Here is a 14,664-nt window from a genome sequence, read left to right on the forward strand (position 1 = left end):
CCGCCGCCCCTACTCGCCGGTAGGGTGTGGGCACCCTCTCCGGGGGCACTCCCCGGAGGCACCCCCGAGAGAGACGAGAGCGAGCATGACCGAGCAGAGCACCGCCCCCCGGGTCGCGGTCGTCACCGGCGCCGCCCGCGGACTGGGCGCCGCCACCGCCGTCCGGCTGGCCGCCGACGGCTACGCGGTCGCGGTCCTGGACCTGGACGAGGCGGCGGGCAAGGACACCGTCGACCGGATCACCGCCGCCGGCGGGCGCGCCCTGGCCGTCGGCGCCGACGTCTCGGACGCCGAGCAGGTCCAGGCCGCGGTCGACCGGGTGGTCGCCGAGCTCGGCGCCCCCGTCGTGCTGGTCAACAACGCGGGGGTGCTCCGCGACAACCTCCTCTTCAAGATGTCCGAGTCCGACTGGGACACGGTCATGAACGTTCACCTGCGCGGCGCCTTCCTGATGACCCGCGCGGTGCAGAAGCACATGGTCGACGCCGGTTTCGGCCGCATCGTCAACCTGTCCTCCTCGTCCGCCCAGGGCAACCGCGGCCAGGCCAACTACTCCGCCGCCAAGGCCGGTCTGCAGGGCTTCACCAAGACTTTGGCCATCGAGCTGGGCAAGTTCGGCATCACGGCCAACGCGGTGGCCCCCGGCTTCATCGCCACGGACATGACGGCGGCCACCGCCGCCCGGGTCGGCGTGGACTTCGAGGACTTCAAGCGCGCCGCGGCCTCCCAGATCCCGGTCCAGCGGGTCGGCGAGCCGGAGGACGTCGCCAACACCATCTCCTTCCTCGCCGGCGAGGGCGCCGGCTTCGTCTCCGGCCAGGTGATCTACGTCGCGGGCGGCCCCCTCGACTGAGCACGGAACCTACACAGGGTTACCACGGAGTGGGGAGCCGGACGGACCGGCCTCCCGCTCCGTTTTCTTTACCGGGGCTTTTGCAGAATCATTCGAAGACCACACGGACATTCGATCCTGGAATACTGGAAATCACTCCCCGGGTCACCCGGCGGCGCCCTAATTGTCGATTTCCCGGGAAAATGACAAATTCGCTCCGGGATGCCCCCGGTCGGATGGGTATGGTCACCCCGTGCAATCCAGAAGTACCGCCGCTCGCATTCCGCGGCAGGAGCCGGAAAACCGGACCGGCGACCGTGGGGAACTCCCGGTCCCCGACCGCGCCCCGGCCCGCGTGCCCGGCCCCACCCGCCCCGGCCTGACCGGCCCCGGCTCGACCGGACCCTGCCCGACCGGCCGCGACCGCGGTGAGCCCGGCTGGCCCCCGATGAGCCGCCGCCGGGCCGCCCTGTTCGCCGGGACCTTCGCGGTCTACCTGCTGGTACTGGCCGGGGTGCTGCTCAACACCGACCTGGTCGACCTCGACTGGTCGGTCCGCCTGCTGCGCCCGTACGAGCGGTGGCCCAGTCTGGAACCGGTGCTCAACGCCTGGGTCGTGGTCGGCCAGCGCGGGCCCAGCGCCATCGCCGCCTTCGCCTGGCTGCTCTGGCGCGCCCGTCGGCTCGGCCGGCTGCGCCCGCTGCTGGTCATGGGCGTCGCCCTGCTGCTGCTCAACGTCACGGTCGGCGCGGTCAAGATCGTCACCGGCCGGCTCGGCCCGCACTACGCCCAGTACGTCGGCTCACCCGAGCTGTTCTCCGGCGGCACCATCTTCCCCTCCGGCCACACCGCCAACGCCGTGGTCACCTGGGGCGTGCTCGCCTACCTCGCCGTCCGCTGGCGGCGCACCGGCGCGGTGATCGCCGCCGCCACCGCCTGCTCGATCGGCCTGACCACCGTCTACCTGGGCACCCACTGGGTCTCCGACGTGCTGGCCGGCTGGGCCGCCGGGCTGCTGGTGCTGCTCTGCCTGCCGCTGCTGGAACCCCTGGTCGCCGTCGCCGAGCAGCGGCTCAACCGGCGGTTCGCGCGCTGAGCCCCGCACCACGGGGAGGGCTACCCCTCCCAGCTGCGCTCGACCACACCGTCCCGCACCGCGAGGTTGAGCCGCCCCTCCCGGTACTCCAAGGTGATCAGCTGCCCCGGCTCCAGCACCCGGACCGAGGCCCAGCCGTGCCGCCGGGCCAGCTCCCGGGCCCGCTCGATCCGCAGCCCCGCGTACCCCTCGGCGTCCTCCCCCGCCACGTCCGACCCCGTCATCGCGCCTCCCCGGCTCTCCGCCCCCGACGTACGCTGGAATCGTAGCCCCACCCGCGCGACCCGGAGGTGAACGGCGATGCGCACCACCACCCCGCGACGGTGGCGCAGCGGCACCGAGCCGGCCACCGCCCGCAGCGACCTCAAGCTCCGCTACTTGCTCGCAGTGACCTTCACCCCGTTGTTCGCGCTGGGGACGGCGGGCTTCGCGCTCTGGGCCGCCTCCTCGCCGGTGGACGGCGCACCCAGCCGGGGCACCCTGACCGGCTTCGCGATCGCCCTCGGGCTGGTCACCCTGTTCGCCGTCGTCGACCTCGTGGTGGTCATCCGGCGTCGCCGGACCGAGCTCTGACGCGGTGTCTCCCGCGGGGTGGGAAGTCGGCCGGGCCGACTTCCCACCCCGCGCCGCGCTACCGGTTCCCCACCGCCTGTCTCACCAGGGTCCGGCCGAAGTCCCACATCAGGCCGTTGCCCCGGTGGGCCTCGTCCATGATCTCCGTGAAGGCGTCCAGGAACCGGTCCACGTCCCGGTCGGTGATGATCAGCGGTGGAATCAGTTTGATCACTTCCAGGTGGTCCCCGGACACCTGGGTCAGGATCCGGTGCCGCTGCAGCAGCGGGACGACCACCATCTGGGCGAACAGCCCCTTGCGCGCCGCCTGGAGGGCCGTCCAACCGGTGCGCAGTTTCAGCGACCTGGGCCGACCGAACTCGATGCCGGTCATCAGCCCGCGGCCGCGCACCTCGGCGACCAGCTCGTACCGGTCGACCAGTTCGGTGAGCCGCTCGCGGAGCCGGTCGCCGACCTGCCGGGCGTTCTCCACCACCTTCTCCTCGCGCATCACCTCCAGGGTCGCCAGCCCGGCCGCCATCGCCTGGGCGTTGGACCCGAAGCTGGCCGAGTGCACCAGCACCCGGTCCATCGAGGAGTACACCTTCTCGAAGATCCAGCTCTTGCCGAGCGTCGCCCCGATCGGCACGTACCCGCCGGAGAGCGCCTTGGCCGCGCACACCAGGTCGGGCAGCACGCCCTCCTCGTGCTGGTACGCGAAGAACTCGCCGGTGCGGCCGATCCCGGTCTGCACCTCGTCGCAGATCAGCAGCGCCTTGTGCTCGTGCAGCAGCGCCTGGGCGGCGCGCAGCCAGCCGGGCGGCGGCGCCTGGACACCCTTGCCCTGGATCGGCTCCACGATCAGCGCCGCGACGTCCCCCCGCTTCAGCTCCTTGGTCAGCGCCCCGATGTCGCCGAGCGGGATGGCCGTGTCCGGCAGCAGCGGGTCGAAGCCCTTGCGGAAGCCGCTCTCGCCGTTGACCGACAGCGAGCCGGTGGTGAGCCCGTGGAAGGCGTGGTCGGCGTAGAGGACGCGCTTGCGGCCGGTCGCGTACCGGGCGAACTTCAGCGCGGTCTCCACCGCCTCGGTGCCGCTGTTGCCGAAGAACACCCGCTCCAGCCCGGGTGCGTGGGACAGCAGCCGCTCGGCCAGCAGCCCGGGCAGCGGCGAGCAGTCGAAGCGGACCAGGTCGGGCAGCTCCAGGTCCATCACCTGCCGGACCGCCGCGCGCACCGCCGGGTGGTGCCGGCCGAGCGCGAAGATGCCGAAGCCGGCCAGCATGTCGAGGTACTCGTTGCCCTCGGCGTCGTAGAAATACTGGCCCTCCGCGCGCTCGTAGTACTTGTCGAAGCCGATGGTGCGCAGCATCCGGGGCAGCTGCGGGTTGAGGTAGCGGCTGTGCAGCTCGTATCGCTCGCCACCGCGTTCGGCGAGGAGCGCGGCGAGGTCGAAGGCGGGGCGGTCTGGTTCAGCCGGCATGGCGCGGGTTCGCTCCTCGGGTCGGTAGCAGGTTCTTGGCGAAGACGGCGGTCTGGGCCGCGACCCCGGTTCCGGTCAGGCCGGCCTCCTCCAGGATCTCGCCGCGTGCGGCGTGGCCGAGGAACTCCTGCGGCAGGCCGAGCACCCGCACCGGGACGTCCACGTCGGCGTCGCGCAGCGCCTGGGAGACGGCCGAACCCACTCCGCCGGTACGGCCGTTGTCCTCGACGGTGACCACCAGCCGGTGGGCGGCGGCGAGTTCGGGCAGCGCCGGATCGACCGGCTTGACCCAGCGCGGGTCGACCACGGTCGCGGTGAAGCCCTCGGTGAGCAGCAGCCGGGCGGCGTCCAGGCAGGCGGAGGCGGTGCTGCCGACGGCCAGCAGCAGGATCTCCGGCGCCGGTCCGGTGCGCAGCAGCACGTCCGTCCCGCCGATCCGCTCGACCGCCGGAACAGCCGGGCCGACATTCCCCTTGGGGAAGCGGACCACGGTCGGCGCGTCCCGGACCTCGACGGCCTCGCGCAGCTGGGCCCGCAGCTGCTCGGCGTCGCGCGGCGCGGCGAGCCGCAGCCCGGGGACGACCTGGAGGATCGACATGTCCCACATGCCGTTGTGCGAGGCCCCGTCCGGGCCGGTCACCCCGGAGCGGTCCAGTACGAAGGTGACGCCCAGCCGGTGCAGGGCGACGTCCATCAGGACCTGGTCGAAGGCCCGGTTCAGGAAGGTCGAGTACACCGTCACCACCGGGTGCAGCCCCCCGGTGGCCAGGCCCGCCGCGCTGGTGACGGCGTGCTGTTCGGCGATCCCGACGTCGAAGGTCCGGTCCGGGTAGGCCTTGGCGAACGGCTCCAGCCCGACGGGCTGGAGCATCGCGGCGGTGATCGCCACCAGGTCGGGCCGCTCGGCGCCGAGCGCGACCAGCTCCTCGCCGAACACCGAGGTCCAGGAGATCCCGGCGCTCGGCGAGATCGGCAGACAGGTGTACGGGTCGATCGGGTTGACGGCGTGGAAGCGGTCCGCTTCGTCCTGCTCGGCCGGCAGATAGCCGCGCCCCTTGACGGTCAGGCAGTGCACGATGACCGGTCCGCCGAAGTTCCGGGCCTGCCGCAGCGCCTGTTCCACCGCGCCGACGTCGTGGCCGTCGATCGGCCCGAGGTACTTCAGCCCGAGGTCCTCGAACATGCCCTGCGGGGCGAAGGCGTCCTTGAAGCCCTTCTTGGCCCCGTGCAGCGCGTCGAAGATCGGCTGCCCGACCAGCGGGGTGCGCTGCAGCGCCTCCTTGCCGAGGGCGAGGAAGCGCTCGTAGCCCTGGGTGGTGCGCAGGGTGGCCAGGTGGTGGGCGAGGCCGCCGATCGTCCTGGCGTAGGAGCGCTCGTTGTCGTTGACGACTATGACCAGCGGCCGGTCCTTGGCGTCGGCGATGTTGTTGAGCGCCTCCCAGGCGAGCCCGCCGGTGAGCGCGCCGTCGCCGATCACCGCGACGGTGTGCCGGTCGTGCTGGCCGAGCAGCTGGGCGGCCTTGGCCAGTCCGTCGGCGTAGGAGAGGGCGGTGGAGGCGTGCGAGTTCTCGACCAGGTCGTGCTCGGACTCGGCCCGCGAGGGGTAGCCGGACAGCCCGTCCTTCATCCGCAGCCGGGAGAAGTCCTGGCGGCCGGTCAGCAGCTTGTGGACGTAGCTCTGGTGGCCCGTGTCGAAGACGATCCGGTCGTACGGCGAGTCGAAGACCCGGTGCAGCGCGATGGTGAGCTCCACCACGCCGAGGTTGGGCCCGAGGTGGCCCCCGGTGCGGGTGACGGCGTCGATCAGGAAGTCGCGGATCTCGTCGGCTAGCAACGGCAGTTCGGGCGCGGGTAGCTTGCGCAGCTCGGCCGGGGACGTGACGCGGGAGAGCAGTGACATGGGTACACCTCACGACTCGGAGCGGTGCGGTGGTGCCTCCGCCCGGCGTGGGCGGGAAGCCGGCCCGGGCACGGTGGCCCGGGCCGGACGGGAACTCGGGGCGGTACGGCTTCGGAACCGGGCGCGGCCGGCCCGGTCTCAGTGCCCGCGGCTGGAGCTGACGGTCTCGGTGATCGCGCGCAGCGACTGCTGGAGCGAGCCCATGGTCGCGAGGACGGCGGTCGGCTCGTATCCGCAGTGGGCCATGCAGTTCTCGCAGCGCGGGTCCTTGCCGCGCCCGTACTTGCTCCAGTCGGTCTTCTCGACCAGCTCGCGGTAGGTCGGCACGTAGCCGTCGGCCATCAGGTAGCAGGGCCGCTGCCAGCCGAACAGCGAGTAGTTGGGGATGCCCCAGGGGGTGCACTCGAAGTCGGCCTTGCCCTCCAGGAAGTCCAGGAAGAGCGGGCTGTGGTTGAGGCGCCAGCGCTTGCGGTTGCCGCCGGCGAAGGCCTTGCGGAAGAGCTCCCGGGTCTGCTCGACGCCGAGGAAGTGCTCCTGGTCGGGGGCCTTCTCGTAGGCGTAGGCCGGGGAGATCATCATCTCGTCGACCTTCAACTCGTCGTTGAGGTAGTCGAGGACGTCGATGACGGTCTGCGGGGTGTCGGTGTTGAAGAAGGTGCTGTTGGTGGTCACCCGGAAGCCGCGCCGCTTGGCCTCCCTGATCGCCGCCACCGCCTCGTCGAAGGTGCCCTCCTTGGCCACCGACTCGTCGTGCCGCTCCCGCAGGCCGTCGATGTGCACGGCGAAGGTGAAGTACGGCGATGGCTTGAACTTGTCCATCTTCTTGCGCAGCAGCAGCGCGTTGGTGCAGAGGAAGACGTACTTGCGGCGCTCCACCAGCTGCCGGACGATCTCGTCGATCTGCGGGTGCATCAGCGGCTCGCCGCCGGCGATCGAGACCATCGGGGCACCCGACTCCAGGACCGCCCCGACCGCCTGGGCGACGGGCATCCGCTGCTTGAGCACGCCCGCCGGGTGCTGGATCTTGCCGCAGCCCTCGCAGGCGAGGTTGCAGGCGAACAGCGGTTCCAGCTCGACGATCAGCGGGAACTTGTCCCGTCGCTTGAGCAGCTTCTGCTGCATCAGGTAGGTGCCGACCCGCACGGTCTGGCGCAACGGCATGGCCATGGCTAGCTCGCCTCCTGGGGGAGCGTCGAGGATGTGGGGTGGTTCAGGTCTGCGGAGCCGTCGACGGGCTCCTGCCGGTACCAGTCGACCAGGGCGGGTACCGTCGCCCGGAGGGTCCGCCAGGCGCGCACCCCGGCGGGCAGGGTCCCGGGGCGCAGCAGCTCGTGCTCGGGGGTGTCGACCACCACCCGCAGGACGGCGACGGGCAGGACCGGGCGCACCTCCCGCAGTGCGGCGAGCACCGCGGCGGCCTCCATGTCGACGGCGAGCGCGCCCTGCAGGTGCAGGGCGCGCCGTTCGATGCCGCGCACCACGTGGTCGGCGGTGTGGTGCACCCCGATGTGCACGGTGAGGCCCTGCTCCTTGAGCGCCCGGGCCAGCTCCGGCCCGGAGTCGACCGGGTAGAGGTGGCCCTCGGCGTCGCGCACGCCGTCGGCGGCGACGACGTCGCCCGGTGCCACGCCCGGCCCGACGGCGGCGCCGAAGCCCGCCACCACGACCGCGCCGTAGCCGCCCCGGGCGGAGTTGAGCAGCCGGCGGACGGCCGTCCCGGCGCGCCGTCGGCCGACCCCGGTGCGTACCAGCACCGGGGGTCCGCCGACCGCGCCGCGCCAGTCACCGCCGCGCAGGGCCCACACCTCGGGGCCCAGCGCGCAGAGCACGAGCAGGGGTGCGGTGGTCACCGCGCCGCGCCGATCGCCGGGGTACCGCCGGGCTTCACCATGCCCGGGGCGCCGTTGAGGTAGCGGCCGAGCGCGGTGACCGGGAAGACCAGCCGGTACAGGTGGTAGTTGATGGAGAAGTCCCACGGGAAGCCGGTGCCGGTGAACTGCGGCTCGTCCCAGGTACCTTCGGGCAGCTGGGTGCGCACCAGCCAGTCCACGCCGCGCTCCACCGCCGGGTTGGCCCGGCCCTCCGGGCCCTCGCCGGCCGCGAGCAGCGCCATCAGCGCCCACGCGGTCTGCGAGGCGGTGGACTCGCCGCGCCCGGCCCAGCGCGCCGGGTCCTCGTAGGAGCGCATGTCCTCGCCCCAGCCGCCGTCGGTGTTCTGCCGGTCCTCCAGCCAGCGCACCGCCCGGCGGATCGCCGGGTGCTCGTCCGGGACCCCGGCCGCGACCAGGGCGGGCAGCACCGAGCCGGTGCCGTAGATGTAGTTGGTGCCCCAGCGGCCGAACCAGGAGCCGTCCGCCTCCTGGTTGCGCAGCAGCCACTCGATGCCGCGCCTGGTCCGCGGGTCCCGGGCCCGGCCGGTCTCGGCGAGCATCTCCACCACGTGGGCGGTGACGTCGGCGGACGGCGGGTCGACCACCTCGCCGAAGTCGCAGAACGGCAGCTTGTTCGGCAGCAGGCTGGTGTTGTCGACGTCGAAGGCGCCCCAGGCGCCGTTCTTGGACTGCATGCCGAGGTTCCACAGCACGCCCCGGTCCACCGCCGCGTCGACCCTGGCCGGGTCCGGGTGGGCGACCCGGCGCAGCGCGAGCACCACCTCGGCGGTGTCGTCGATGTCGGGGTAGGTCTCGTTCTCGAACTCGAAGGCCCAGCCGCCGGCCGGCAGGTCCGGCCGCTGGACGGCCCAGTCGCCGCGCTTGCGGATCTCCTCGCCGAGCATCCAGTCGACGGCGGAGACCAGCGCCGGGTGGTCGGCCGGAAGCCCTGCGTCGACCAGCGCGATGGTGGCCAGGCAGGTGTCCCAGACCGGGGACTGGCAGGCCTCCATCCAGCGCATGCCATCCTCGGTGTGCACGGTGAAGCGGTCGAAGGAGGCGAGCCCGGCCTTCATCACCGGGTGCTCGAGCTCGTAGCCCTCCAGGTGCAGGGCGATCAGCGAGTAGACGGCCGGCGGCTGGATGCCTCCCCAGCAGCCGTCGGCCTCCTGACGCTCGACGATCCAGCGGCAGGCCTGGGCGACGGCGAGCCGGCGCAGCGGGCGGAAGGCCCGGCGGTGGTAGGCGTGCAGCACCTTGTCCAGGCGCTCGAACAGGCCGTCCCAGCTCGTGGCGGGGGCGAGCGGCCGGTCGGGGTACGGGTGGTCCGGGTCGGTGTGCAGCTCGGTGAGCGCGAAGGGGGCCGGACGCACCGGACGGTGGGCCGAGACGACGGTCAGCGGGACGATGGTCTGGCGGGCCCAGCAGCCGAAGGCGTAGATGTTCAGCGGCAGCCACTTGGGCAGGAAGATGATCTCGGGTGGCATCTCGGGCAGCCGCTCCCAGGGCCACCAGCCGAAGAGCGCGAGCCAGATCCGGGTGAACACCCGGGCGGCCGCGATGCCCCCGGCGGAGCGGACGTACCGCGCGGCGGCCAGCATGTGCGGGTCGTCGGGGTCGTCGCCGGCGAGCTTGAGGGCGACGTACGCCTCGACGGTGGTGGACAGTTCGGCGGGCCCGCCGTGGAAGGTGGCCCAGGTGCCGTCCTCCCGCTGCTGGGAGCGGATCCACTGGGCGGTGGCCCGGGTCTGCTCCTCCGTTCGGATGCCCAGGAACTGGCGGAGCAGTAAGTCCTCGGCGTCCATGGTGACATTGGTCTCCAGGTCGCCCTTCCACCAGCCCTCGGAGGACTGCAGCGAGAGCAGGTGGGTGGTGGCGCGCGCCAGCGCCTCGCGCGCGTCGCCGGGCTGCCGGTCCGCCTCACCGGCCGGCCGCGGCCGGTCGGTGTCCTCGGGCTGCCACCGCCCCGCGCCCAGCAGGGCCGGGGGGCGGTCGCCCACCGCGACCGGCTCGGAATCGTACTCAGGGTCGAGCCGGCCGTCCGCGGTTGCTGTCAACGTAACGTCACCTCTCTCGTACCACCACGAATTCGGCGAGTGCGACGAAGTGCTCGCGCACCGCGTCGGACATGGGCACCTCGTCCAGGGCGGCGAGGGCAGTCGTGTGCTGGCGGCGGGCCTCCTCCTGGGTCCAGGCGCGGCCGCCGGCCTCCTCGATCAGCGCGGCCCGGGCGGCGAGCTCGGGCTCGGGCTCCTCGCCCCGGCCCTTCGGGTCCGCGAGCTCCTCGGCGAGCCTGCGCGAGGCCGCCCCGCCCTCGGCGAGCGCGGCGGCGACCGGCAGGGACTTCTTGCGCTGGCGCAGGTCGCCCCAGTGCGGCTTGCCGGTGACCTCGGTCGCGCCCCAGATGCCGAGCAGGTCGTCCACCGCCTGGAAGGCCAGGCCCAGGTGGTGGCCGTAGCGCTGGAGCGCGCCGGACACCTTGTCGTCGGCCCCGGCCAGTACGGCGCCGATCGCCGAGGCGGCCGCCAGCAGGGCCGCCGTCTTGCCGCCCTCCATCTCCAGGCACTCGGCGACGGTGACGCTGTCGCGCTGTTCGAAGGCGACGTCCATGGCCTGGCCGTCGATCAGGTGGCGGGTCGCCGTGGTGAGCAGCCGGACGGCACGCGCCGCGTCGGCGGGGCTGGCGCCGCCGGTGTCCCCGGCGTCGAGCAGCACCTCCGTGCCGAGCGTCGCCAGGGCGTCGCCGACCAGGATCGCCTGGGCCGGACCGAAGACCGTCCAGGCGGTGGCCCGGTGCCGCCGGGTCTCGTCACCGTCCATCAGATCATCATGGAGCAGGGAGAAGTTGTGCACCAGTTCAACAGCCACCCCACCGGGCACGCCCACCTCTGCCGCCGCACCGGCGGCCTGGGCCGAGAGCAGCGCCAGCGCCGGGCGCACGGCCTTGCCGCCGTCCCCCTCCACCGCGGTGCCGTCCCGGTCGATCCAGCCGAAGTGGTACGCCGCGACGGTGTCCATCGGTGCGGCCAGACGGGCGACGGTGGCCCGGAGCGGCGGGGTGCAGAGCGTACGGCTGCGGGCGAGCAGCTCCGGCACCGAGACCGGTTCGGCGTGCGCCGTGCCTCCGACGGCGAAGCCGGTGCGTGACTCCACGTGCGTTCCCTCTCCCTCGTGGTGCCGGACCGCGCGGGGCGGCCGGGTGCTGTCGGTGCCGCTGGTGTCGATGCCGGTGCGGTCGATGCTGGTGCTGTCGATGCTGGTGGTGGCGGCGCGAACGGTGTCCGTACGGCCGACGGGGCCGACGGTACGCCCGTCGGCTCTGGCGGGCTCCCCGGCGACGGGAGCCGCCGTCACCTGGGCCACCGCCCGTCGCCCCGGTCCACCGGCACCCGGGCTCCGGCCGCGGCCAGCGCGGCGTCGGCGGCGGCGTGGCCGCTGCGCACGGCGCCCTCCATGGTCGCGGGCCAGCCGGTGGCGGTCCACGCACCGGCCAGCAGCAGGCCGGGGACGCCGGTCCCGGCTCCGGGCCGCAGCTCGGCACTGCCGGGCGCCCCGTCGAAGGTGGCGGTGCGCTCCCGGGTGACGAAGAAGTCCAGCACCTCGGCGCCCGCGGCGGCCGGGAGCAGCCGGGCGAGCTCGGGCAGGTAGCGGCGGCGCAGCTCGGCCACCGGCAGGTCGATCTCGTCCCGGACGGCGGACTGCGAGAGTGCCAGGTACTGGGCGCCGGGGTGGGCGCGGCCGAGTCCGGTGCCGGCCAGGCCGGAGTGGGTGGTGCGGTCGAATACCCACTGGACCGGGCTGCCGAGCGCGGCGAAGAAGGGCCGGCGCAGCACCTTGCGGTCGTAGACCACGTGCACGTTGAGGATCGGCGTGGTGCCGAACCCGGCCAGCCGCTCCTGCCCGGGGACGGCGCCGGGGGGCAGCAGAGCGGCGGCGGTGTCCTGGGCACCGGCCAGCACCACGGTGTCGGCGGTGAGCAGCTGCCCGTCCTCCAGCCGGACGGCGTGCTGGGGCGCGGCGGGCTTGAGTTCCGCGACCCGGGCGCGCAGCAGCACCCGCACGCCGGCGCGTTCCAGCTCGACGAGCGCCCGGTCGTGGTGGATCACTCCGAGCGGGACGGCGGGCACGCCGATGTCGGAGGCCCCCGGCTCGGAGAGCAGGCCGGTCTTGAACACCATCGCGGCGAGCGCCAGCGACACCTCGTCGGCCCGGGCGTTCAGGGTGGCGACGCCGACCAGGTCCCAGAGCGCGGCCGTGGTGGCGGCGTTCTGCCCGTTGCGGCGCAGCCACTCGCCGAAGGAGAGCCGGTCCAGCGCCGGGTCGGCGAGGTCCAGGCCCTTCAGGGCGAGCGCGCCGCGGACGACCCGGGCGCGGTCGGCCGGTGACAGGTGCGGGTAGCGGGCGAGGCTGCCGGCCAGGTGCAGCGGAACGGGCAGGCCGGCCCGGCGCAGTCGGCCCAGGGTGCGCACCGGGGCCTGCTCGGTGCCGGCGACGGAGAGCACCGGGACGTCCAGGCGGTCCTGGAGATGGGTCATCCGGGCAGCACCCAGGCGCTCCAGCAGCCCGCGGTAGGCGGTGCAGCAGCGCAGGAAGACGTGCTGGCCGTTGTCGACGGTCAGCTCGCCGCGCTGGAAGGAGAACGCCAGGCCCCCGAGCCGGGGACGCCCCTCCGCCAGGGTGACGTCGTGGCCGGCCTCGGCCAGCCGCAGCGCGGTGGTGATCCCGGCCAGGCCGCCGCCGACCACGACGGCGGCCGGGCGCGCGGCATCGGCTCGCCCGGTCATCGGCCCTCCCCCTCGCTCGACCGCCCGGTGGCGGTCGGTGTGGCCGGCGCGCTGGCGGCCGGCACCGTCATGGTCAGCATCGTGGTCAACGCGGCTCTACCCGGATGTGATTCCCCGCTGACACAGCGTGACAGAACCGTGACGAGAATCAAGAACGCCCCCCGGCGAGCCCGGAAAGCGCCACGTACGCCTTCTCCCAGCCCGGCAGCGAGACCCGGCCGCGCAGCACCGACTCGGGATCGGCGGCGATCCGGCCGAGCAGCCGGTGGTAGATCCCGGCCATCGCGGCGGTGCAGGCGCGGCTGCGGCGGTCGAGCATCGGCAGCAGCCGCAGGCCCTCCTCGAAGGCGGCCTGGGCACGGGCGGCCTCGAAGGCCACCAGACCGGTGAAGTCCGCGCCGACCGGCGGCTTGGACAGCGCGAAGCCCTGCTCGCAGCCGAACCGGACCAGGTCCTCGGTGGGCAGGTAGGTGCGGCCGTTCAGGGCGTCCTCGCGCAGGTCGCGCAGGATGTTGGTGAGCTGCAGGGCCAGGCCCAGGGTGTCCGCGTAGCGCGCGCCGCGCTCCGGGTCCTCGCAGCCGTAGACGCCGAGCGAGAGCCGGCCGATGGCTCCGGCCACGCAACGGCAGTAGATCTTCAGCTCCTCGTACGTCTGGTACTCGGCGCCCTTGAGGTCCATCTCCACACCGTCGATCAGCTCGTCGAAGCCGCCGAGCGGGATCGGGAAGCGCCGGGCCGCGTCGGCCAGGGCGACCTTGATCGGGTCGGTGTCGTCCTCGGCGACCGTCCCGGAGCGGACCTCGTCCACCAGTTCCCGGGTGCGCACCAGCGCCTCGGCCTTGCGGTCGGCCGGGAGGTCGCCGTCGCCGATGTCGTCCACCCGGCGGGCCAGCGCGTACAGGGCCGACATGGCCAGCCGCTTGGGTTCGGGCAGCAGCCGGATGCCGTAGCTGAAGTTGCGCGCCTGCAGTCCGGTGACTGCCTCGCAGTACCGGTACGCCGCCATGACCTGGGCCGACGCCAGTGGTGATGCCGCCACTCGGGCGTTCACCTTCCCTTCGCGAAGATGGCCGCCGCCTTCACTGCGAGGCGACGCTTGTCCGGCTTCGCCTGCCGGGCGAGCACGTCGTACCCGGCGTCCTCGACGGCCGCCAGGGCCGCGTAGCCGCCTGCGGTGAATCCCGCCAGTAGCAGTCGAAGCCTCCCCCGAACCGTACCTACCAATGGTGCGCCGCGGTCGAGCAGGGTGCGGGCCCGTTCGGCCTCGAAGGCGATCAGTTCCCGAACCGCTCCGGTCGCGCGGGGGGCGGCGAGCTCCTCCTCGGTGACGCCGAAGCGTTCGAGGTCCTCGGTGGGGAGGTAGATCCGGCCGCGGGAGAGGTCCTCGGCCACGTCCTGGAGGTGTTCGACCACCTGGAGGGCGGTGCAGATCGCGTCGGAGAGGGCGATCCGCTCGGGGGTGGAGACGCCCGCGATGGCCAGCACCAGGCGGCCCACCGGGTCGGCGGAGAGCGTGCAGTAGCCGACCAGGTCGTCGTACGTGGCGTAGCGGGTGGTGGTCTGGTCCACCCGGTTGGCCTCGATCAGACGCCGGAACGGCTCGGGGGTCAGCTGGTGCCGGTCGACCAGCGGGACGAGCGCCGTCATCAGCGGGTGGCGGGGCCGTTCGGCGTCGGCGGAGTGCAGGGCGGTCTCGAACACCCGGTCGAGATCGCGCTCCAGCCCGTCGAGCAGCGCGAGGCGGAAGGCGGCCTCCGCCGGGCTCGGCCGGCCGGACTGGGCCGAAGGGGTGGCGGCGGGCCGCCGCTCGACCCCGAGCAGGGCAGCGGTGGCGGCCGGGTCGGCCAGGTCGCCGTCGCCGGCGTCGTCGACCAACCGGGCGAAGCCGTAGACGGCCATCAGGTCGTCGCGCCAGGCCGCGGGCAGGAAGAAGGGGGCGACCGGGAAGTTCTCCGCACCCGCCTTCTCCAGGGTCTGTCCCGCGGAAGGGTTCACCGGCGTATCTCTGGGCTGGGCCGAAGCCGACACTGCAGTCACTCCCCCGTTCTACACCGCTGGGTACCACCGGTCCGACTCGGACACGCGTCCGAGCGCGGGCGTCACGCAGGGCACATCGCCCCCGCGCCCCCAGCCTGACACCACGCGACGC

13 protein-coding genes are annotated in these 14,664 nt (G+C 73.3%); 3 read left to right on the forward strand and 10 right to left on the reverse strand.

Going from position 1 to position 14,664, the window contains the following annotated elements; genetic code table 11:
* Positions 1 to 85 precede the first annotated feature (85 nt).
* On the forward strand, positions 86 to 853 hold the full coding sequence (fabG, locus tag HS99_RS06275) for a 3-oxoacyl-ACP reductase FabG (protein ID WP_030551498.1): 768 nt from the start codon (positions 86 to 88) through the stop codon (positions 851 to 853).
* A gap of 232 nt (positions 854 to 1,085) precedes the next feature.
* On the forward strand, positions 1,086 to 1,928 hold the full coding sequence (locus HS99_RS06280; protein ID WP_223885910.1) for a phosphatase PAP2 family protein: 843 nt from the start codon (positions 1,086 to 1,088) through the stop codon (positions 1,926 to 1,928).
* Positions 1,929 to 1,948: 20 nt separating this feature from the next.
* Here the strand turns inward: HS99_RS06280 and HS99_RS06285 are convergent, their stop codons facing one another.
* Positions 1,949 to 2,152, reverse strand: a complete 204-nt coding sequence (locus HS99_RS06285; protein ID WP_030281262.1) for an I78 family peptidase inhibitor — start codon at positions 2,150 to 2,152, stop codon at positions 1,949 to 1,951.
* 76 nt (positions 2,153 to 2,228) lie between these two features.
* On the opposite strand from HS99_RS06285, the gene HS99_RS06290 reads away from it, so the two are divergent.
* Complete coding sequence (locus tag HS99_RS06290; protein WP_033348395.1) at positions 2,229 to 2,501, forward strand: DUF6343 family protein; 273 nt, start codon at positions 2,229 to 2,231, stop codon at positions 2,499 to 2,501.
* A 58-nt stretch (positions 2,502 to 2,559) separates the two neighbouring features.
* Here HS99_RS06290 and HS99_RS06295 read toward each other — a convergent pair whose 3' ends face one another.
* From HS99_RS06295 to hpnC, 9 genes are all read right to left on the reverse strand, one after another.
* Positions 2,560 to 3,960 (reverse strand): aspartate aminotransferase family protein, encoded by a 1,401-nt coding sequence (locus tag HS99_RS06295; protein WP_030281260.1) that lies wholly within the window; start codon positions 3,958 to 3,960, stop codon positions 2,560 to 2,562.
* A complete protein-coding gene (gene dxs, locus HS99_RS06300; RefSeq protein ID WP_030551495.1) occupies positions 3,950 to 5,860 on the reverse strand; it encodes a 1-deoxy-D-xylulose-5-phosphate synthase in 1,911 nt (636 codons plus the stop codon). The genes HS99_RS06295 and dxs overlap by 11 nt, the downstream gene beginning before the upstream one ends.
* 138 nt (positions 5,861 to 5,998) lie before the next feature.
* On the reverse strand, positions 5,999 to 7,027 hold the full coding sequence (gene hpnH, locus HS99_RS06305) for an adenosyl-hopene transferase HpnH (protein ID WP_030281258.1): 1,029 nt from the start codon (positions 7,025 to 7,027) through the stop codon (positions 5,999 to 6,001).
* 2 nt (positions 7,028 to 7,029) lie between these two features.
* Entirely contained in the window at positions 7,030 to 7,710 is a 681-nt protein-coding gene (locus HS99_RS06310) for a 5'-methylthioadenosine/S-adenosylhomocysteine nucleosidase family protein (protein ID WP_063737800.1), read from the reverse strand.
* Entirely contained in the window at positions 7,707 to 9,788 is a 2,082-nt protein-coding gene (gene shc, locus HS99_RS06315) for a squalene--hopene cyclase (protein WP_232543105.1), read from the reverse strand. Before shc ends, HS99_RS06310 begins: the two co-directional genes overlap by 4 nt.
* A gap of 7 nt (positions 9,789 to 9,795) precedes the next feature.
* Positions 9,796 to 10,884, reverse strand: coding sequence for a polyprenyl synthetase family protein (locus HS99_RS06320; RefSeq protein WP_030281253.1), 1,089 nt, complete (start codon positions 10,882 to 10,884; stop codon positions 9,796 to 9,798).
* 197 nt (positions 10,885 to 11,081) lie between these two features.
* The gene (hpnE, locus tag HS99_RS06325) at positions 11,082 to 12,515 is read right to left on the reverse strand and encodes a hydroxysqualene dehydroxylase HpnE (RefSeq protein WP_043387976.1); all 1,434 of its coding nucleotides are present in this window, start codon (positions 12,513 to 12,515) and stop codon (positions 11,082 to 11,084) included.
* A 148-nt stretch (positions 12,516 to 12,663) separates the two neighbouring features.
* The gene (gene hpnD / locus HS99_RS06330) at positions 12,664 to 13,521 is read right to left on the reverse strand and encodes a presqualene diphosphate synthase HpnD (protein ID WP_046385645.1); all 858 of its coding nucleotides are present in this window, start codon (positions 13,519 to 13,521) and stop codon (positions 12,664 to 12,666) included.
* 41 nt (positions 13,522 to 13,562) lie between these two features.
* Positions 13,563 to 14,510, reverse strand: coding sequence for a squalene synthase HpnC (gene hpnC, locus HS99_RS06335; RefSeq protein WP_037828741.1), 948 nt, complete (start codon positions 14,508 to 14,510; stop codon positions 13,563 to 13,565).
* Positions 14,511 to 14,664: the final 154 nt, after the last annotated feature.

The sequence above is a fragment of the Kitasatospora aureofaciens genome, from assembly GCF_001188955.3.
GTDB lineage: Bacteria > Actinomycetota > Actinomycetes > Streptomycetales > Streptomycetaceae > Kitasatospora > Kitasatospora aureofaciens.

Bases quoted from the DNA above. Each gene is read 5' to 3' on its own strand.
- HS99_RS06285 (WP_030281262.1), bottom strand. From the start codon at position 2,152: ATGACGGGGTCGGACGTGGCGGGGGAGGACGCCGAGGGGTACGCGGGG.
- fabG (WP_030551498.1), top strand. From the start codon at position 86: ATGACCGAGCAGAGCACCGCCCCCCGGGTCGCGGTCGTCACCGGCGCC.
- dxs (WP_030551495.1), bottom strand. From the start codon at position 5,860: ATGTCACTGCTCTCCCGCGTCACGTCCCCGGCCGAGCTGCGCAAGCTA.
- hpnE (WP_043387976.1), bottom strand. From the start codon at position 12,515: ATGACCGGGCGAGCCGATGCCGCGCGCCCGGCCGCCGTCGTGGTCGGC.
- hpnH (WP_030281258.1), bottom strand. From the start codon at position 7,027: ATGGCCATGCCGTTGCGCCAGACCGTGCGGGTCGGCACCTACCTGATG.
- HS99_RS06295 (WP_030281260.1), bottom strand. From the start codon at position 3,960: ATGCCGGCTGAACCAGACCGCCCCGCCTTCGACCTCGCCGCGCTCCTC.
- HS99_RS06290 (WP_033348395.1), top strand. From the start codon at position 2,229: ATGCGCACCACCACCCCGCGACGGTGGCGCAGCGGCACCGAGCCGGCC.
- hpnD (WP_046385645.1), bottom strand. From the start codon at position 13,521: ATGGCGGCGTACCGGTACTGCGAGGCAGTCACCGGACTGCAGGCGCGC.